General features: G+C 45.9%; 18 protein-coding genes and 1 rRNA gene. All 19 read right to left on the bottom strand.

Annotation, left to right across the window (positions count from 1 at the left end; translation table 11 throughout):
- Positions 1 to 454: 454 nt before the first annotated feature.
- Positions 455 to 1,318 (bottom strand): DegV family protein, encoded by an 864-nt coding sequence (locus tag FYJ59_RS12675; RefSeq protein WP_154498150.1) that lies wholly within the window; start codon positions 1,316 to 1,318, stop codon positions 455 to 457.
- A gap of 236 nt (positions 1,319 to 1,554) precedes the next feature.
- Positions 1,555 to 2,067, bottom strand: coding sequence for a dCTP deaminase/dUTPase family protein (locus FYJ59_RS12670; protein ID WP_154498147.1), 513 nt, complete (start codon positions 2,065 to 2,067; stop codon positions 1,555 to 1,557).
- 14 nt (positions 2,068 to 2,081) lie between these two features.
- Entirely contained in the window at positions 2,082 to 2,591 is a 510-nt protein-coding gene (nrdG, locus tag FYJ59_RS12665) for an anaerobic ribonucleoside-triphosphate reductase activating protein (protein WP_154498144.1), read from the bottom strand.
- 19 nt (positions 2,592 to 2,610) lie between these two features.
- The gene (gene nrdD, locus FYJ59_RS12660) at positions 2,611 to 4,800 is read right to left on the bottom strand and encodes an anaerobic ribonucleoside-triphosphate reductase (RefSeq protein ID WP_154498140.1); all 2,190 of its coding nucleotides are present in this window, start codon (positions 4,798 to 4,800) and stop codon (positions 2,611 to 2,613) included.
- 223 nt (positions 4,801 to 5,023) lie between these two features.
- Entirely contained in the window at positions 5,024 to 6,022 is a 999-nt protein-coding gene (locus tag FYJ59_RS12655; RefSeq protein WP_154498137.1) for a helix-turn-helix transcriptional regulator, read from the bottom strand.
- Positions 6,023 to 6,027: 5 nt separating this feature from the next.
- The gene (locus FYJ59_RS12650; RefSeq protein WP_154498134.1) at positions 6,028 to 6,189 is read right to left on the bottom strand and encodes a hypothetical protein; all 162 of its coding nucleotides are present in this window, start codon (positions 6,187 to 6,189) and stop codon (positions 6,028 to 6,030) included.
- A 90-nt stretch (positions 6,190 to 6,279) separates the two neighbouring features.
- A complete protein-coding gene (locus FYJ59_RS12645) occupies positions 6,280 to 7,989 on the bottom strand; it encodes a MutS-related protein (RefSeq protein ID WP_022152940.1) in 1,710 nt (569 codons plus the stop codon).
- A gap of 102 nt (positions 7,990 to 8,091) precedes the next feature.
- Positions 8,092 to 9,522 (bottom strand): NCS2 family permease, encoded by a 1,431-nt coding sequence (locus FYJ59_RS12640; protein ID WP_154498131.1) that lies wholly within the window; start codon positions 9,520 to 9,522, stop codon positions 8,092 to 8,094.
- Between the two features lie 68 nt (positions 9,523 to 9,590).
- Positions 9,591 to 10,895 (bottom strand): amidohydrolase, encoded by a 1,305-nt coding sequence (locus FYJ59_RS12635; RefSeq protein ID WP_022152938.1) that lies wholly within the window; start codon positions 10,893 to 10,895, stop codon positions 9,591 to 9,593.
- The gene (gene cdd, locus FYJ59_RS12630; RefSeq protein ID WP_118547199.1) at positions 10,892 to 11,320 is read right to left on the bottom strand and encodes a cytidine deaminase; all 429 of its coding nucleotides are present in this window, start codon (positions 11,318 to 11,320) and stop codon (positions 10,892 to 10,894) included. Before cdd ends, FYJ59_RS12635 begins: the two co-directional genes overlap by 4 nt.
- A 20-nt stretch (positions 11,321 to 11,340) precedes the next feature.
- Entirely contained in the window at positions 11,341 to 12,165 is an 825-nt protein-coding gene (locus FYJ59_RS12625) for a purine-nucleoside phosphorylase (RefSeq protein ID WP_154498126.1), read from the bottom strand.
- Between the two features lie 282 nt (positions 12,166 to 12,447).
- Complete coding sequence (gene spoIVA, locus FYJ59_RS12620) at positions 12,448 to 13,917, bottom strand: stage IV sporulation protein A (protein ID WP_328597244.1); 1,470 nt, start codon at positions 13,915 to 13,917, stop codon at positions 12,448 to 12,450.
- Between the two features lie 465 nt (positions 13,918 to 14,382).
- Positions 14,383 to 15,057, bottom strand: a complete 675-nt coding sequence (locus FYJ59_RS12615; RefSeq protein ID WP_022153519.1) for a uracil-DNA glycosylase — start codon at positions 15,055 to 15,057, stop codon at positions 14,383 to 14,385.
- 22 nt (positions 15,058 to 15,079) lie between these two features.
- Positions 15,080 to 15,841 (bottom strand): imidazole glycerol phosphate synthase subunit HisF, encoded by a 762-nt coding sequence (gene hisF, locus FYJ59_RS12610; RefSeq protein WP_154498099.1) that lies wholly within the window; start codon positions 15,839 to 15,841, stop codon positions 15,080 to 15,082.
- A gap of 1 nt (position 15,842) precedes the next feature.
- On the bottom strand, positions 15,843 to 16,487 hold the full coding sequence (gene hisH, locus FYJ59_RS12605; protein ID WP_154498087.1) for an imidazole glycerol phosphate synthase subunit HisH: 645 nt from the start codon (positions 16,485 to 16,487) through the stop codon (positions 15,843 to 15,845).
- Positions 16,484 to 18,121 carry a hypothetical protein gene (locus FYJ59_RS12600; protein WP_154498082.1) on the bottom strand — a complete coding sequence of 546 codons (1,638 nt, stop codon included), beginning with the start codon at positions 18,119 to 18,121 and terminating at the stop codon, positions 16,484 to 16,486. Before FYJ59_RS12600 ends, hisH begins: the two co-directional genes overlap by 4 nt.
- A gap of 43 nt (positions 18,122 to 18,164) precedes the next feature.
- On the bottom strand, positions 18,165 to 18,938 hold the full coding sequence (locus tag FYJ59_RS12595) for a hypothetical protein (protein ID WP_154498079.1): 774 nt from the start codon (positions 18,936 to 18,938) through the stop codon (positions 18,165 to 18,167).
- Between the two features lie 69 nt (positions 18,939 to 19,007).
- Entirely contained in the window at positions 19,008 to 19,919 is a 912-nt protein-coding gene (locus tag FYJ59_RS12590) for a chemotaxis protein (protein WP_154498076.1), read from the bottom strand.
- Between the two features lie 228 nt (positions 19,920 to 20,147).
- A 23S ribosomal RNA gene (locus FYJ59_RS12585) occupies positions 20,148 to 20,320 on the bottom strand; the annotation flags it as partial.

Genomic DNA, 20,320 nt, shown 5'->3' with positions numbered 1-20,320 from the left:
TGGCAGGGCATAAGAAACGCGGCACGCTCGCGCTCTGTCGCAGAGCGTAGCGGTACATAAGCGGTCACAATACGACCGCAATGCGTCCCTTAGGACGCTATGGTACCGACGTCTGCTTACGGCACTGCTTATTCTTATACCCAGCCAGGGCTACTGGTTTTTGAAAGCTTTTCAAAACGCAGAACTCCCGGAGTATGCGGTGCCATGTCGAAGATGTTTGTCGGAGGATGTTGATATTTTCTAGAAAAGTGCTGAAAGACAGGGGGAAAGCGGACACGATGTCCGCGTCAGCCGATTGTCGACATGGATGTCGACTGTAGGCGGCCCCGTCATGACGAGAACTACTCATCACTTTTCGTAGAAAATTCACATCCGGAGACCTTACATCGAGACATGTGTATCGCATGCTCCGGGAGTTCGTGGATTTTGCCAATGTATTCAACTAATTTTCAATTTACCGTTCCTCTCCCATGAAAAACAGCGCCAGTGTTCCGGGACCGGAATGGGATCCAATGGTAGGTCCGACATAATTGATCAGGAAGCTGTCGATTCCGAACCGCTCCTTCACCAGGTCTCTTACCAGTTCCGCCGCCGGAAGATCATCCCCGTGGCTGATGAACACAATATCATTCTGATCACGGTAAGAACCCATTTTCTCTTCCATATAATCCACCAATGCATGCAGGGATTTTTTCCGTCCTCTCACCTTGCCGATGACAATCAGATGTCCTTCATCATCCACATGGAGCTTGGGTTTAATACCTGCTAATGTTCCCACGACTGCTGTCGCCCTGCTGACACGACCCCCGCGATAGAGATGATACAGATCATCCACGGTAAATACATGCACCAGATGCAGACGATTATTTTTTACCCACTCTGCCACTTCTTCCAAGGACTTACCCTGGTCTCTTAAGGTAACTGCCTTATACACTAACAGTCCCTCTCCCAAAGAAGCACACAGGCTGTCAATGACAATGATCCTGCAATCCGGCTGTTCCTCCATAATCTCTTCCGCTGCTACACGCATACTGTTATAGGTACCGCTCAATCCGGAAGAAAAGGCGATACACAGGATCTCTTTGTTCTCCTTTAAATATTTCAGGAAATGATTCTTTGCTTCCTCCGGATTCACCTGGGAAGTGGTGGGCATTTTGCCGTTTCTCATCAGTGCATAGAACTCTTTCTCGGGAAGTTCCTGTCCCTGCCCGTAAGTCACACCATCCATAATATAACTGAGATTTATACATCCAAGGTCATGTTCTTGCAGATATTCTGCGGGGAGATCTGCTGTACTATCTGTAACGATTTTAAACATTGATTGCCTCCTGATATTATAAATTTTATGGCTCTTCTTTTGCGCCATTATATCATTGACAGGCAACCTTTTCAATTTTGCCAACAAAAGTGATACATTTTGTCACATTTAATATTCTCATAACTAAGTTACATCCGTCTATCGACATACTGCATGTTCTGTGGCATAAAAAGTCCCCCTTTGGGTACATATCACAACTTCATCATGTCCCATTCGGGGGATTTTACTCTTATGAATTATTTTGTAGTACTTCCGAAGCCACCGTTGCGAATACCTTCCGCATCATCGTCCTCTGTGATACCGTACTGCATGAAAATTCCCTGGGCAAATCCGGTTCCCGCAGGAATCTCCACTGTCTTGCCCTCGTTAGAATCATTGGTGATCTTCATGAAAATATGACCTTCATTGTCCGAAAAGAAATAATCGCTGTCAATGATGCCAACCGTATTGTTCATCTGCAGTCTGTATTTAAAGCCCAGTCCGCTTCTGGGGTAGATCTGCAGTACCCAGTCTTCCTGCATCTCCGCCCGGATACCGGTCGGGATCTTAATAGTCTCTCCGGGTGTCAGTTTAAAAGTAAACGGGGCAAAGAAATCATATCCGGCGCTTCCCTTCGTAGCTCTCTTCGGAAGCTTCAGAGCCTCGTACATTTCCTTGATCTGTTCCTCCGTATACTGCGGATATTCCTCCTGCATGGCAGTCATAAACTGTGCAGGACTCACAAAATGAAATTTAGCAATTCTATGCATGGTTAATCTTTCCTTTACTTATAATCTCCGCAGTGCAGTACTGCATCTTCCGGATGTTCTCCGGCAAGTGTCTTCTTCACATCGATCACCCTCTGGTTCTTACTGCCCTTCCACAGAAGCTTTACATCTTTTTCTTCTACATGGAACTCTCCGTCCACCACGACATCCACATATTGCATGATCGGCAGATCGTAGATGTCCTCCCAGCTGTCTCCGGTATACATCCAGATTGTCTTCGTGGGGTATTTTTCTCTGATCTCCTGCATCAGTTCTCTCACATCAGCGCGGTTCACGGGATGCATGGGATCTCCGCCGGAAAATGTGATTCCGGAAATATATGGCTTCTCCAGCTGCTCAAAAATCTCCTGTTTCGCAGCCTCATCAAATAAAAGTCCTCCATCAGGATCCCATGTAATGGGATTCTGACATTCTCTGCAGCAATGGTTACATCCTGCTACCCACAGTACGACCCGCAGACCATCTCCGTTCAGCATATCGTCCCTGGTTATATTATGATATCTCATTTATCTGTCCATCCTGTCTCTACATACTCTTACGCTCTGCGATCTCCGCCATCTTGGCATCATTCAGTCTCGTATCTCCGTGTACTCTGGAGTAAGACAGATAGCCATTCATACGGTCGATCTTGGTCAGATTGCGGCTGCCGCAGACAGGACATACATCCATTTCCAGTTCCTGATGTCCGCAGTCATCGCAATATGCCAGCGACAGATTAACGCCTTCATAGAAGCCCATGTCCATAGCTCTGTGGATCAGTGTCTTGATTGCCTCGGTATTATAATCAATCGGATATTTTACATACTGGATTTTACCGCCGTTGCTCAGATCCCAGAAACGGTTCTCCAGATCCTGTTTCTGAATAGGGGAAATATCCTCTGTCACATGACAGTGGAAGCTGTTGCTGACATATTCTCTGTCGGATACACCCTCAATAATACCATACTTTTTACGGAACTGCTTTACCTGCAGACCGCACAGATTCTCTGCGGGAGTTCCGTAGATGGCGTACAGGTTGCCGTCCTCTTCCTTATATTCTGAAATTTTCTGATTGATATGCTCCAGTACTTCCACAGCAAAGGCCCCATCCTCTACCAGGGACTTGCCGTTGTAGAGTTCCTGCAGTTCATTCAGCGCTGTAATACCAAAACTTGCCGTTGCAGATTTCAGTAACGGTTTGATCTTGTCTGTCAGCTTCAGATGTCCGCCCAAGAAACCGCCCTCACAATATGCCAGCGGGTTGGTGGATGCACGCATCTCACCCAGATAAGCATAGGTACGGATATGGAGCTGACGGATCAGTTCCAGATAGTAATCCAGCACTTCGTAGAAGTCTCTGCTCTCTTTTCTCGCTTTTGCCAGGATCATGGGCAGATGCAGGGATACCGCACCGATATTGAATCTGCCCACGAACACCGGCTGATCCTTATCGTCTGCGGGATGCATGCCGCCTCTCTCATACCAGGGAGACAGAAAAGCCCTGCATCCCATGGGAGATACGATCTTTCCATACTGTTTGTACATGCTTGCCACATAGCCTTTACCGGTCAGACTCAGCCAGTCGGGATACATGGTCTTGGCAGAGCATTCCACGCCGGCTTCAAATACATCTTCCAGCGGCTTACCGGGACCGTGTAGATTCTCATCATATAAAAATACGATCTTCGGGAACAGAACGGGCTTTTTATGATCCTTTTTGCCCTGTCCCTTTCTGCGGACTTCCAGCATGGTAATCGTAGCCATTTTTGCAAATTTACCGGTGCCGGTTCCAGCAGTCACGGTAATAAAAGGATAATCGCCACGGCTGCTTGCCACGGTGTTAAACTTATATTCCCATCCCTGGAATCCCTGTTCGAATTCTTTCTTCACATCCGCAAGCGCTTCTCTCTCCGCCACATCTGCGGCTACTCCCAGTCTCTCGTATTTTGCCAGGGCTCTATTATAGGATTTCTCGGCGTATGGCTCTAAGATCAGATCCACGCTGGGTACGGTGAATCCGCCGTACTGCTGGCTGGCAGCGCTTAAGACGATATCGCCGATAACATCAAATGCCACATCCAGAGTCTTCGGCTCATTATACCAGATGTTGCCCATCTCAAAGCCGCCCGTCAGGACATTCTGCACATCAAACAGGCAGCAGTTCATGGTATCTCTTCTGGCAGACATATCATGTACATAAATATAACCGTCACGACATGCCTGGATTTCTTCCGTGGTCAGGAAAAATTTCTGATACAGTTCCTTATTCAGCTGATTAAAGATCAGACTACGCTTGGTAGATACCAGAGCGGAATCCGTGTTGGCATTTTCCTTATCTCCGATGTACATGATGGACTGACTCTTTTTATAGACATCATCCAGCATCCGTACGAAATCCTGCTTATAATTACGATAATCGCGATAGCTTTTTGCGACGATCGGCTTCACCTGCTCTAAGGCACTTTCCACAATATTGTGCATAATGGGAATGGGAACTTCATCCATTTCCAGTTCGTTTACCTTGTCTACCACATACTGGCAGATCTGCTCTTTTTCTTCTTTGGTGAATTTCGTCAGGGCGCGGTATGCACTTTTGCCTACTGCACTGATTACCTTCTGTACATTAAAAAGCTCCTTGCTCCCGTCCTTTTTTACGACATAGATCTCCCTGTCCGGTCTGAACTGTTTGCCATAATCTTCATTTTCTTCATGGTCATGTTCAAAATTGCTGCTCATCTTTCTCTTCCCTTCATACGATAATGTCCGGAAAACGCCCGGATTCTGCTGTATTCCCCTTACTTACGATAGCGTTTGCAAATACCATATATGGTGTTTGTCTGTATCAGATAGCAATATATTGTGGGTGCTATCTATCAGTATAAAAAAGAATCCCTGCCTTGTCAACGAGGGATCCTTTAGAAAACTATACAAAAAAGGGGATGAAATTTTGGATAAATTTTTAATCTGCAGTTCCCGACTGTTCCCGCAAAATATCCGAAAGCCACTGTACATAACGCTTCTGTACTGCTTCCGGCGCTGCGATCCTGGCATCCGGTCCGATTCCCGCAAGCCATCCGAAGAACTGTCCGCTGACGGCCACCTTCGCACGCACCCGGAAAATGGTATCGGACATAGGGCGGATATCCACCTCTCTGCCGAACCGGTCCAGTACCACACCGATGAGGTGCTTCGGGAACTCCATGGTTACCACGCTCTCCTCCCCTGCAAACATGCCGAAGGTCTGGTTCGTATAGGAGGTCACGTCGATCTGTGAGAACTGTTTTACCCCTTCTCTGGGACTTACCGTCACTTCCACCTGCCCCATTTTGTCCACCCGGTAATGCTTGATAACTTTGGCCTCACTGTCATAGGCTGCCAGATAATAATTTTCATCCCGCCAGATCAGGGCCCAGGGGCTGACGCACTTATCCCCACCGGGTCTGGGCACCAGTTCCTTTTGCAGGTTCCAGTCCAGATACACGAAAGTGATCTGCCTGTTCTCCTGAATGGCACGATGAATGGCATCGATATTATAATAGATGCTCTCATTCTCCGTCTTGATCCTGCCTGCAACATAGACCTGACGCTGTAGCTTGCCGGCATCGTTTTTCCCGGCGATCTGCTCCAGCTTCCGGATCAGATCTCTGGATTTTTTCGTGGTAATGAAGCGGGAGGACTGTACGGCGTCCACCAACAGCTTTAATTCCGGGAGTTCAAACTCTCTACTGCCGAGGTAATAACCGCCTCCCAGCCTGCTCTGCACCTGTACCACATCGTAACCGAAGTCCGCAAGACTCTCCATGTCACTGTAAATGCTCTTCCGTTCCGCATGGATTCCCTGATTCTCCAGGTATTTTATAATATCCGGAGTACTCATTGGATGATTCTCGTCCGTGTTCTCCTGCAGCATTTTTATCAGATATAAAAGCTTTAATTTCTGTCCTGACGATTTTGCCATAACCCTTATTCTCCGTCAGCGGACTCCTTTTCCTGTTGCATTCCCTCTTTTTTATTTTTCTTCTTGCGAAGAGTAATTCCAAGGGTAATAGCAACAGCGCCTACTGCCGCGATCACTATCAATACCACCAGATAAGATAAAAATGAATTCAAAAAGCTGACTGCCATATTTTTTCTCCTTTATGCCTTATTATGCTTTCCTAATGTCTTTTCGTGAGGTTCTATTAAATGAAGTATACCAACGATATGGCGCAAACGTCAAGTATTCCCCAAAAGAGTCTGCACCGACCATTTTCCTGTCTGTATAAAGTCTTCCGCCTGCGTCGCAGCTCTCTCCGTGATCTCTTTGTCGTATCCCATGAGAGCCAGCAACCGGATCGCATTTCTAGTGCCTGCCCTCCCAGGTAACAGTTCATAAGGGAAACTGATGTCGCCGTCCCGGATCACTTCCTCAAAATGATAATTGTCATAACAGTCTTTCAATAGTTCCGTCATTTCAATATCGTGGGTCGCAGTAAAACAAAGCACTCCGCTTTCAGACAAATGTATCAATATCTGCGTAGCTGCGGCAATACGTTCCACGGTATTGGTCCCCCGCAGAACCTCATCCACGAAACTAAGCACCGGAGCCGTCTCTGTCTGTGCTGCATCCAGGATCCTTTTAAGGGACCTGATCTCCACAATATAGTAGCTCTCGCCGTTCTGTATACTATCCCGCAGCGCCATGGAAGAAAAGATCCGAAATACCGGAGCGTGATAGCTTTCCGCTGTACAGGTATGAATCGTCTGTGCCAGAACGGCATTTACTGCCACCATTTTTAAAAATGTGGATTTTCCGGAGGCATTAGAGCCAGTAAGCAGCACACCTCTGTCTGCCCGGATACTGTTTTTCACAGGATGCGTAAGCAGCGGATGCCATCCGCCTTCCATATGCAGATACACCTTATTCGCATTTTCTTCCAGCTGCGGAATACAGTAACCCTCTAAAGACCTGCGGAAGCCTCCCACCGAGATTGCCATATCCAGATAACCGGTGATCCCTAACAATCTGTCCACCTCATTGGTCTTTAGTCTTAATTTCCGAAGCATGAGATTAAACTGCCAGATATCCAGATGCAATATCATCCGCAGATAATCCGCTATAATATCTAACGGATTCCCGCCGATCTTCCCCTGATTTCCTGCCATTACCCAAAAGGAACCCCGTTTTAATTCCCGCAGGCTTTTCAGCGCCTCGTTTAAATCCTCCAATTCTTTTTTATACACCGGGATCTTCTGTCTGCCCAGTTCCTCACAAACATCGATCATGCGAAGCACATAGGCGAAGCTTGTAATATACGGTTCGATCACTTTTTTCTCACGAAAGTATGTCAATATATGTCCCAGCATACACACCACGATCCCAAGGATCCCTACCGCCGGCTGCACGAATAAAAGTGAGGCAAACAGCAGATACAGAAGATTTAAAAGCAATATCTTCCGATTGTTACGCTCTCCCAGATAGTCGAGATTATCCAGATAATCATAGAGAGAGTATTTCCCGAGATGCCCCAATTTTTTCAGTAACAGTTGTACCCGGATCCTGGTATCATCCTGCTCCAAAAACCATCCGGTCACTTCCTCCAAATGGTCCAGCTTTTCCTTCCCGCAGAAGATATTCCGGAGGGTAAAATACAGGTATTCCTCTCCTGCCGCTGACAATGTCCGGTCGATCCGGCAGAATACCTCATCCATTCCCAGATCGTTCCATGTGATATCATCTAACTGTTTCTCTTCCTTATGTCGTTCCAGATAACTGTCAAGCCTTGCAAATCTCTCCAGCGAATATTCCTTCGGCGGTTCTTTTCCGTAATTTTCCAAAAGAGAGTTCCGGAACATTTTTTCCTCTTTTTTTGCCTGCATAAGTTCCTGTACGATCATGAATAAAAATATAAAAAGCAATACACCTGTAAATACAACAAACTCCATATTATTTCTCACTTTTCCGGATATAAGAAGGCAGGCACCACCCGTGCAGTGCCCGCCCCATATTCTGACCTTTTTTTCTATTTCTTATTATATCAAAATTCTTTATGCGACAATAAAGAACTTTAACAGGAAGATCAGTGATAATACATAGGTAAGTACAGAAACATCCTTTGCCTTACCGGTAAATACCTTGATCACAGTATAGGTGATCAGCCCAAGGCCGATGGCATGTCCGATGGATCCGGAGATCGGCATAGCGATCATCATCAGAGCCACGGGAAGTGACTGGCAGATGTCATCGAAATCTACATTCTTAAGACCTGCTACCATAAGTACACCCACATAGATCAGTGCGGAAGAGGTAGCTGCCGCAGGAATGATTCCGGCGATGGGTGCAATAAAGATACATGCCAGGAACATGATACCGGTAGTCAGTGCAGTCAGGCCGGTACGACCGCCTGCTTCTACACCGGATGCAGACTCTACAAAGGTGGTAACTGTGGAAGTACCGGTTAAGGAACCTGCTACTGTACCTACTGCATCAGATAAAAGTGCCTGCTTCATATTCGGCATTTTGCCATTTTTATCCAGCATTCCCGCACGGCTTGCGGTTCCTACCAGAGTACCGATGGTATCGAACATATCAATGATACAGAAGGTAATGATCAGAGTGATGGCGGTAAACCAGCCAATCTCTGCAAATCCCCGGAAGTCAAACTTAAACAGTGTGGTGGAAGCCATATCTCCGAAAGCAGGTACGAAGGATGCGGTTGCCAGAGAAGCAAAGGGATTGGTTCCCAGGAAGATAGCCTCTCCTGCCCAGTAGATGATGCTGGAGATCAGCATGCCCAGTAATACAGCACCCTTAACACCTCTCTGTGCCAGAACAACAATAGCAAACAGACCTACGAACATGGTGACAACGGACAGAACCATTGCGGAATAGCCAGAACCCATATTTGTCTTAGCCAGTGAAGGTGTCAGTGCACCGAAGAAGTCTCTCATAGCATAGAAAGGTCCGCCGTTCTCGGAATAGATACCTGCATTGGAGCCTACACCGATGTTTAACAGCATCAGACCGATGGCAGGTGCAATACCGAGGCGCACGCCCAGAGGAATGGCATCCACGATCTTCTCACGAATGTTCAGTACGGAGAGAACCAGGAACACGATACCTTCGATCAGTACAATGCACAGAGCCGACTGGAAGGATGCTACATAGGTCATTCCGGTCAGGGCTACGATATTGGTTACTACAACTGCAAAAAAACTGTTCAGTCCCATTCCGGGTGCCATGGCAAACGGCTTATTTGCCAGAAATGCCATTACGATGGTACCGATTGCGGATGCAATACAAGTTGCCAGGAAAACACCGTTCCAAAGTTCCGGCATGGTATCCTTGCCAAAACCAGTCAGCAGGTTCGGATTCAGGGCTATAATATAAGCCATGGTCATGAATGTGGTCAGTCCGGCAATGATCTCTGTTTTTGCCGTGGTGTTGTTTTCCTTCAGTTTGAAGATTTTTTCTAACATCTTTTCCCTCCTAAGTATTCTGGGAGCCGCACGGGGAACTCCGTTTCTATGTCTTCTGAGTTCTTTGCTTACTCAGTCAACAGTCTTTTTACGATTTTTTCGCACTTGGCGTAAATGCGCTCCGGATCCTCTCCTACGTTGAACTCTCCGTTACGGTATAGGATCTTACCGCCGATCATAGTCATGCAGACGTTAGATTTGCTGCCACTGTAGACCAGATTCTTTGGAATATTATGGATGGGCTGCATGTTAGGCTGATGCAGATCGATCATGATAAGGTCTGCGTATTTGCCCTTCGCCAGAACATCTGCCCGGTTCAGTCGCATTGCCTTAGCACCGTTCACCGTTGCCATCTTCAATACTTCCATGGCATCCATGCTGGCAGCATCCTTCTCTAACAGCTTGCTTAATCCGGTAACTAAGAACATCTCACGGAACATATCCAGACAGTTGTTGCTGGCAGGTCCGTCGGTTCCGATCGCCACCGGGATCTTATGACGCACATAATCGGCAATAGGTGCAATACCACTGGCTAACTTCGTATTGGATCCGGGGTTCGTGATCACATACATACGATGTCTGCGGAAGACATCCAGATCCTGATCCGTCACATGGACACAATGGAAACCGCCTCCGCCGTAGTCGAACATTCCCAGAGAGTCTAAGAACATGGGCGGTGTCATGCCGTAGCGTGCCTTACACTCTTCCACTTCCTTCTCTGTCTCGGAGATATGGGCATATACCGGTGTCCGGTAATGATGTGCCATTTCCGACACTTTCCAGAGCAGTTCTTTGGAACAGGTATATTCCGCGTGGAAACCAAGCTGGTAACTGATCAGGGAATTCTTCTTATTCCATTTTAAGAACTCTTCTTCTACCTGCTTCGGGGAAGAGCTGAAATTGTTCAGTCCCGATACCAGTACACAGCGCATGCCCGTATCCAGGCAGGCTTCCGCAATGGTATCCGGAGTCAGATACATATCAAAAATAGATGTCACACCGGAAGTCAGATATTCCAATACCGCCAGTCTGGTCAGGTCATAGATATCCTCTCCGGTCAGTTTTGCCTCTAATGGGAATACCTGCTTGTTCAGCCACTGGTCTAAGGGCATGTCATCCGCCATGGAACGTAAGAATGTCATGCCGGAATGGGTGTGCGCATTTTTAAATCCCGGCATCAGAAGATTTCCCTTGCAGTCCAGTTCAATATCCCAGGCAATTCTCGGAAACTGGGATCTGTCCCATTCCTCCGCTAATTCTTTTTGTTCCGCCACATAGGCTATCTTGTCATTTTTAACCCATATTTCACCATAGAAGACTTCTCTGCCGGGCTCCATGGTAAGAATTCGTGCATTGTATAATCTGATATTCATCTGATCGCATCTCCTCCAAATCCATAGGGAAGTAATTCTTTTAATGTGTAGCTTTGATAATCCTGTTCGTTTTTTACCACATAGATCACAAAATCATCCGTGCAAAATTCCTGCATCACCTGTCTGCAGATACCACAGGGATAGGCATATTCCACGGGATCCTCTCCTACGGTTCCACCGGCAATGGCGATAGCGGTAAACGTCCGCTCTCCTTCACTGACAGCCTTGAAAAAGGCAGTGCGCTCCGCACAGTTGGTGGCTCCGTAGGAAGCATTTTCAATATTGCCGCCCAGATATCTGTGTCCGTCCACAGCAAGCAGTGCTGCTCCCACTGTATAGCCGGAATAAGGAGCATAAGCCAGCTTTCTGGCTTCTAATGCCAGTCTCACCAGTTCTGTTTCTTCTGTCTCTGAGATCAAGTTCATCCTTATCTCCTTTTGCCTGTCTATACAAATCTCTTCACGGATTCCGTTACCAGCTTCTTGAATCTGGGTGCCGCCATATCCGCAGCTTCCTGCACTTCTTCATGGTTCAGGGGCTGATCCGTCATTCCGGCCGCCAGATTGCTGATACAGGAAATGCCGCAGATACGCATTCCCATGTGATTGGCTGCAATCGCCTCCACTACAGTACTCATACCTACCGCATCACATCCAAGTGCCCGGAGCATGCGGATCTCTGCCGGAGATTCAAAAGAAGGTCCGGTCAACTGGGTATAAATACCCTCCTGCAGATAGATGTCGTTCTCTTTCGCGGTTTCTCGGATGATCTGCTGTAAATCCTTGTCATAGACATGGCTCATATCCGGAAAACGCAGTCCCAGCTTGTCGATATTGGCACCGATCAGGGGATTGGGTGCAAATACGGAAATGTGATCTCTGATCAGCATCAGATCACCGGCATGAAAAGAAGTGTTCACGCCGCCTGCCGCATTGGTCAGGAACAGGATCTTGGCACCTAATAGCTTCATCAGCCTGGTGGGAAGTACCACATCCGTCACATCATAACCTTCGTAATAATGCACTCTTCCCTTCATACATACCACTGGGATCTCATCGAGATAACCAAAGATAAATTTACCGGCATGTCCCGGTACGGTGGAGACAGGGAATCCCTCGATCTTGGCATAAGGGATCTCCGTCACCACACGGATCTGCTCCGCATAATCACCTAAGCCCGAGCCTAAGACGATTGCCACCTTAGGTACGAAATCTGTCTGTTTTCTCACACATTCATAGCAGTTTTGTAATTTTGTATATACCTGATTCATCTATGTCCTCCGTTTTACTGTATTTTCATGCAATTTAGCAAATATTCTTCCTGTTTTCCCGAAAAATAAAGCAAAGTCAACAAAGGTATTATACAAAAGGAATGGGAAAAAAGCAATGGAAACTATTCCGTTCAGCCCGCGCCATTCGTAAAACCGGACTAACGTCCTTATCACTGCTTTCGCAGCTGTTTTACTCATTAGCCGGCGCTCAGCCCATCATCTGTCAATCAGTCAAATTCATGCAAGCATGATTTGTCTGATATGCAGATGATGTCTGAACTATTAGATAATAATACAAACCATTCCACCATTACTGTCGTTTACGATCTTCTGCATGGTATCCTGAAGCTTTAACTGGCTCTCTTCGCCAATAGAAGCAACTTTCGTGGTAATGCCGTCATCCACCAGTTGTTCCACCGTCTTACCGAAGATGTTAGTCTCCCAGATGCCCTGTTCCGCTTCCGCCTGATCGATAAAACGGATCAGATCCTGTGCCTGCTGTTCAGTGCCTACAATGGGAGCAATCTCCGTCTCAATATTGGCGCGGATCATATGTATGGATGGGCTGCTTGCCTTGATCCTGACACCGAATTTATTGCCGTGGCGGATCAGTTCCGGCTTTTCCAGCGCAATGTCTTCTCTGTCCGGAGTCACCACACCATAGCCCTTGATCTTCACCATGGTCAATGCATCCCGCACCTTGGTATATTCTTTTTTCATCCCTGCCAGCTCTTTTAATTTATGTAACAACTGGTACTCATCTTCCACATCTTCCTCCAGCATTCCGGACAACATTTCGTAATAATATCTGTCATCGATTCCTACCTGTATCTGAACGATCCCGCTCCACAGCTGGATTGGATCCATTTTACAGCTTCTTACATAATCCCCCTGCAGCTGCACCGGCTGTTCCGCCACATCCCGGATTTTGTCATAATGATTCATCAACTCCCGAATCTGCTTTAACAGGTCCTGTTTTACAGCATGGTCTATGGGAAGCATATCCATCCATTTGGGGAAATAGAACTCTACCGCTGTCAGCGGGAATTCATATAAAATTTTCTCCAAGATCCGGTGTATGTCTTCTTTTTTTAACTGTTCGCAGTTCACCGGCATTACAGAAACATCGTATTTGCTGCCGATCTCTTCCGCTACCTGTCTGGTCTCCTCTGAATAAGGTTTCTGACTGTTAACCAGCACTAAGAATGGCTTTCCGGACTTTTTCAGTGCCAGGATCGTCTTTTCTTCTGCTCCGAGATAATTGCTTCTGGGGAGTTCTCCGATACTTCCGTCCGTAGTGATCACCAGACCAATTGTGGAGTGATCCCGCATGACCTTATCCGTGCCGATCTCCGCCGCCTGGGTAAATGGAATCTCTTCTTCCGACCAGGGCGTCTTCACCATGCGCTCCGCATCTTCTTCCATATGTCCCGCCGCACCATCGATCATATAACCCACACAGTCAATCAGCCGTACTGACACCTCGATATCATCATTTAATCTCACCTTTGCCGCCTCGCTGGGAATGAACTTCGGTTCCGTAGTTGTAATAGTCTTTCCTCCGGCACTCTGGGGAAGTTCATCCTGTGCCCGCATTCTGGCATGTTCATCCTCCATATAGGGCAGCACCATTTCATCCATAAAACGTTTGATGAACGTGGATTTTCCCGTCCGCACCGGTCCCAATACCCCTATGTAGATCTCTCCTCCCGTTCTTTGTTGTATATCCCGATACAGATCGTATGTATTCACTGCATAGTCCATAAAAAATACCTCCTGCCATTGGTGTTATATGTATATGCAGGAGGCACGCAATTATGAATTGACTTGAGAGTTAGTTGAATACATTGGCAAAATCCACGAACTCCCGGAGCATGCGATACACATGTCTCGATGTAAGGTCTCCGGATGTGAATTTTCTACGAAAAGTGACGAGAAACACTTGGCCACTATCCTTTAGAAAATCCACAGTTGTAGCTAGCATCCGAGTCCGGGGCGGGTAGTCCTTTCTGCGTGGATTTTACGGTCCCTACGTTACGAGCCATGCCCCCAATTCATAAATGTGTCGCAAAAGGCGCTCCACATTTATTTCATTGACGGCTGTCGAGTGTGTCCGTTGGACGCACAGTATAAAGTCAAAAACAAAAACAGCGACTTGTGAGCAAGCTCCCAGATCGCTGTTTCTGTTTTGACTTTGCATGGCTCGTAACTCTCAATTTACACGTTTTCGATCTGCCAGTCGATGGGGTCTACGCCATGTTCTTTCAGGAAATTATTCGTCTTGCTGAAAGGTCTGCTGCCAAAGAATCCGCGGTACGCAGATAACGGACTGGGATGTGGTGCTTCCAGAATTAAATGATTAGGGTTATTCAGCATGCTTTTTTTCATCTGTGCCGGTCTCCCCCACAGAATAAATACGATTGGGCGGTCCTGTGCATTCAAAGCCCGGATGGCTGCATCGGTGAACTCTTCCCAGCCTTTCCCATGATGAGAATTGGCCATATGCGCTCTGACGGTAAGTACCGTATTCAGCATCAGTACTCCCTGTTCAGCCCATTTAACCAGATAACCGTTATTAGGAATATAACATCCAAGATCATCATGGAGTTCCTGGTAAATATTGACCAGGGAAGGGGGAATATCGACATCCGGTTTCACGGAAAAACAAAGTCCGTGCGCCTGTCCCACGTTATGATAAGGGTCCTGCCCAAGAATCACTACCTTCACCTTGCTTAACGGTGTCAGATGAAAAGCATTGAAAATATCATCCGCCGGTGGGAATACCACTGTCGTATTATATTCGTCCTTAACGAATTCAAAAAGCTGTCTGTAATATGGCTTATGAAATTCTCCTCCCAACGCTGTCAGCCAGTCGTTTGTAATCATTGCCATCGTCAAATCCTCCCTGTCGTCCCTAGAGACGGACACTGATTCCTCTTTCACGCAGATATTCCTTCACCTGTCGAATCTCAAGTTCCTTATAGTGGAACAAAGATGCTGCAAGAACTGCCTCCGCTTTTCCTTCGGTCAGGGCATCATAGAAATGAGACAGCTGTCCAGCACCACCGGAGGCAATTACCGGAATACTCACGCTCTCTGCCACAACTCTGGTAAGTGCCAGGTCATAACCCTCCTTGGTGCCGTCTCCGTCCATACTGGTAAGCAATATTTCTCCCGCCCCCATCTTCTCTGCGGTTCTCGCCCATTCCACGGCATCCATGCCCATATCCACCCGGCCGCCGTTTTTATAAATATTCCAACCGCTGCCGTCTGCTCTTTTTTTCGCATCGATTGCCACAACCACACACTGACTGCCAAATTTCTCTGCTGCATCACTGATCAGTCTCGGATTCATGATAGCTGCGGAATTCACAGAAATCTTGTCAGCGCCTTCTCTGAGGATTGCTTTAAAATCATCTACTGTACGAATGCCACCACCGACCGTAAAAGGGATAAACACCTTACTTGCCACCTTACGAACCCATTCCAGCTGTGTCGCTCTGCTGTCAGCCGATGCCGTAATATCCAAAAATACGACTTCATCCGCACCGGCCGCATCATATGCCGCAGCCACTTCGGACGGATCGCCGGCATCCCGGAAATTCACAAAATTAACGCCTTTTACTACTCTGCCGTCTTTGACATCCAGACAGGGAATTACTCTCTTTGTATGCATATTATTGTCCTCCCTGCGTATGTTGGTCCCGATATTCTTTCGTAATATCTACAAAATTCTGCAAAATTTTAAGACCGATCCGAGAGCTTTTCTCCGGATGGAACTGACAGGCAAAAATGTTATCTTTTTCCACAGATGCATGAATCCGTGTTCCATATTCCGTCGTCGCCGTAACGATAGAGGAATCAGCGGCCTCCAGATAAAATGAGTGTACAAAATACACATACGAATGTTCTTCAATGCCCCGGAAAAGTCTGCCCTTATTTGGAAAAGTAAGATCATTCCAGCCAATATGAGGAATCTTTAATCCGGGTGCCGCCGGAATTCTGCGAATCGTACCGTCCAGTAAATGCAGTCCTTCTACTCCCGGTGTCTCCTCACTGCTTTCAAACATCAGCTGCAGTCCCAGACAGATTCCCAAAAAAGGAATTTGTCTCCGGACCACTTCCCGGATAACATCTACCAGTCCGTAAGTATGTAACTTTTCCATAGCATCACCAAATGCCCCGACTCCCGGCAGGATCACACCGTCCGAGGCCAGAATCTCTTCTCTGTCTCTTGTGATTCTTACCTCTTCGCCCAGATATGCCAAAGCTTTCTCCACGCTCTTGATATTGCCGGCATCGTAGTCAATAATTGCGATCATTGTTGTATCTCCTTTTCCTCCGGAAGAGGATCCGGCAGTTCTGCGGCTTCCTCTCCATCATTTGAAGGTGTTGCATCCTCTACGATCTGAGGCATATCCCAGGATTCCAGACCAAGCTTCTGCAGAACTGTCATCACTCTCTGCGTATATTCCACATTATTGGAAATATCTGTAATTTCCTGTGCTTCCTCCTGGCTCAGTCCATATTTCTGTGACAAAACATTTAAAATCTCCTGGAAAGCTACCGTAACCTCATCCTGCGCATTATACTCCGTAGCATAATTCAGCAATGACGGGTAATCATGCACTGCCTGCAGCAGAGAATCCAACGCTTCCAGTTCTGATCCTTCATTTACAAATACTTCATACTCTCTCAGCCACATGCGGATTGTCAAAATACTTTCCGATTTACTGTACATTACCTGTTCCGTCTCATCAAGTTCTTTTCCGAAAAAGTTCTGGTAACAGGTCTGATAGTCGCCTGCATAATATGCTTTTCTGCCGCTGCGTCTTGTCATATACTCCGTCAAAAAGCTGCTTAAAAGCAATATCACCGCTCCCAGTGAAATACATACAACGACAATCGGAATCACCTTTTTGAGAGAAAGTTTTTTCTCGGGTACTTCGGGGATCTTCTCTTTTTTCTCTTTTTTCTCTTTTCTTTTTTTCTCTTTCTTCGGTTTCTTCTCTTTCGCTGCTTTTTCTTTTTTAGGTTTTTTCTCTTTTTTGCCTTTCTTTTTCTGATCTTTACCCATTTCGTCAAGAATCTGCTTGTTTTCTTCCGATAATTGCAGCTGATTCTCTTCCTCGTCCTCTTCGTCTTCTTCGGTAAAAAGATCTAACAATTTGGAGAAAAACCCTTTTTTCTCTTCTTTCTGTGAAGCATCATCTACAATATCCGCACCGGCTGCTTTCAGAATATCCATGACATCGGTTTCGTCGTTATCCTGTTCTGTGTGCTCCGCATCTTCCGTCTGCGGAAAAGCACCCGGCAATAATGCCTCCAGATCATCATCTTTCATTTTCTGGGTATCTGCAGTAGTCTGCGTTTCTCCACTATCCGGCTCAGTCATATCCTCTGACAATGATTCATATTCCGTTTCATCCGCTGCAGAATTCTTACTATTCTTCGCCTTTTTTTTCTTAAACCGATCAAAGAAGCTCTTCCGCTTGCCGCGTTTCTCCTCCTTTTCCGGCTCTTCTGCTGTTTCCGTATTCGGTGCCATCTGATCCAACACATTGGAAAGACTTTCATCATCTACGTTTTCCAGCATTTTGATCAAATCGTCATTCTCGTTCGTATCCGGTTCCTTCTGTTGTTCTGTGCTGCCTGCCTGCTCCCTGCTCTGCTGCAGCAATCTATCTATTTCATCTTCAGACATGGAAGAGGTCTCTTCCGGATGAATCGTCTCACTATTTTGTGTATTTTGCGACTGTTGTGTCTCCGGAATATCTCTTTGTTGTGCCTCTAATGCTGACTGTAACAGATCATCCATATCGCTCATGTCAATTTGAGGATCCAGAAGTGTCTCATCTTTGACCCCTTCTTCAGACTCTTTCCGGGAGTTTTCTTCCTCTTCTGTATTCCCTATTCCCTTTAATAAATTATCCAGGTACTCTTCTTGTGAAGGCATTCGTTATTCCTCCGTTTTCTCTCATGATCATAACATGATTAGTTTAACACAGGGCAAGCAGCCAGGCAATGGGATTTTGCTCCTCATCAATTCGATAGAGCTCTGCCTTTTGTTGAAACATTGCGATTCTTTCAAAAGGATTTTTCATAATGGATGGAAATCTGGTACCCTCACCGATTTCTAGGATCACCAGTCTATGATTCCATGTATTTTGAAGCCAGTTATGATATTCTGCCCAATTCTCCAGGTATCCCTTTTCGTCATACTGCTCCGCATAGATATTATTCAAAATAAGTTCCTTGCCACAATTTGGACACTTTCCCAAATCCGGAATCCTGAAATCTCCTTTTTTCATATTCTGATACCAGTCCCGGAGTATTTTCTCTTCATTGTCAGTCACAGGCAGAAGTCCTTCCGGGCAACCATCCGGGCACTGTAGTTTACTCCATTCCCCACAGGGATTTACATAGCGCTCCTTTTTAATGAGAAGTTTTTTCCAGGGAATTTCCCGTAAGGTGCGATTGGTAGACGTAGATACGACAAAATAACTTTTTTTCTCTAAAATTTCCGCCAGATTTTGAAGTCCTTTTGTCATTTCATCTTCCAATTTAGGTGCAAACTGCTTTCTGTAACATGTATCCACATAGGGTTCCATCCAAAGGGCATGACTTTCCCGTAATTTTTCTATTATTTCCCGATACCCCTCCTGCATGGATAAAAAATACTGCATATCAAAATACTGTCCAAGTCCCACCAGAACGTATTCTGCTTCCTGTATTTTTTCTAAGATTTTTTTTATATTTTCCTTCTTATCCATATCATTTTATTCCTTTATTCTACAGAAAAAGGCTGGGATAGTCCCAGCCCTTTTGCCTTTCTGAACATTTTATCTGTCTAAATGCCTTTCCGCAACAAGTTCATCCACAATTTTTACCAGATTGCCGATCTCCGGCTTTGAAAGCTGTGCATCTGCCCCCAGTGCTTCTCCCTTTTTCTTCATCTCATCATTTACCAGCGAAGAGAAAATGATAATGGGAATGTCCTTAGTCGCATCATCTGATTTCACTAATTTCGTCAGTCTGTGTCCATCCATCTCCGGCATCTCAATATCTGTAATGATGCAACGAACATGCTGATCCAGAGTTCCGTCTTCCTTGCACTGTGTGATAACATCATATGCCTGCTGACCATTCTCTGTATGGATCAGATTCACATAGCCTGCCGCTCTCAGAGAGTCTACGATCAACTTATTCAGCAGGGGAGAATCTTCAGCAATCAGAATGGGAACAGAGCTTCTGGTACGTTCCCCCAGTTCATTCAGCTCTGACATTTTAAGTCCTGTCTCCGGGTTAATATCGGAAACAATCTTCTCAAAATCAAGAATAATAATCAGCTTGTCGTTTTTCTTGATAATACCGGTAGCAACACTTTCATCGGCTGCAGAAATCGTGATATCCGGTTTAATGATATCTCTCCAGCTTACCCTATGAATACCCAGTACAGATTCCACATGAAATGCAATATCCAACTTGTTGAAGTTAGTAACAATGAAAAGTCCCTTTTTCTCCGACTCTCCGCGTCCCAGACAATTCTTCAGATCAATAGCTGTGATCATCGTATCCCGAGGCATAAAAATACCTTCAATACTGGGATGTGAATTAGGAACCGGTGTCACCGGCTGATAGGTAATGATCTCTTTGATCTTGGCAACATTGATTCCGTAAGAATTACCTGCTAAAGTAAATTCCAAAATCTCTAATTCATTTGTTCCATTTTCAAGTAAAATCTTTGTATCCATACTAACTCCTGTACCTTCCCGTTGAATTATTTTGCTCCTGTGGATATATTTCTATATTCTTAGTTAATTATATCATATATTTTTAAAAAAGGAATCATTATCTGAAATTATTACACAAAAAAAACGATAGCATCAGACTATCGTTTCTTTCATTTATTCCCTCAAAACCGAACACTGAAACCTCATCTCTTATATCCTAACTTACATCCTTTTTCCTATCCAAAACCTTTGGTCAAGCCCTCGACCGATTAGTAAATGTCAGCTGAACACATTACTGTGCTTACACCTCATTCCTATCTACCTCGTAGTCTTCAAGGGGTCTTACTCATTTCTGAGGGATATCTCATCTTGAGGGGGGCTTCACGCTTAGATGCCTTCAGCGTTTATCCCTGCCGGACTTG

Origin of the sequence: Waltera intestinalis (genome assembly GCF_009695995.1) — a bacterium.
Taxonomy (GTDB): domain Bacteria; phylum Bacillota; class Clostridia; order Lachnospirales; family Lachnospiraceae; genus Acetatifactor; species Acetatifactor intestinalis.
Note: the sequence above shows the minus strand (reverse complement) of the source record. Positions and strands in the feature narration are given on the sequence as shown.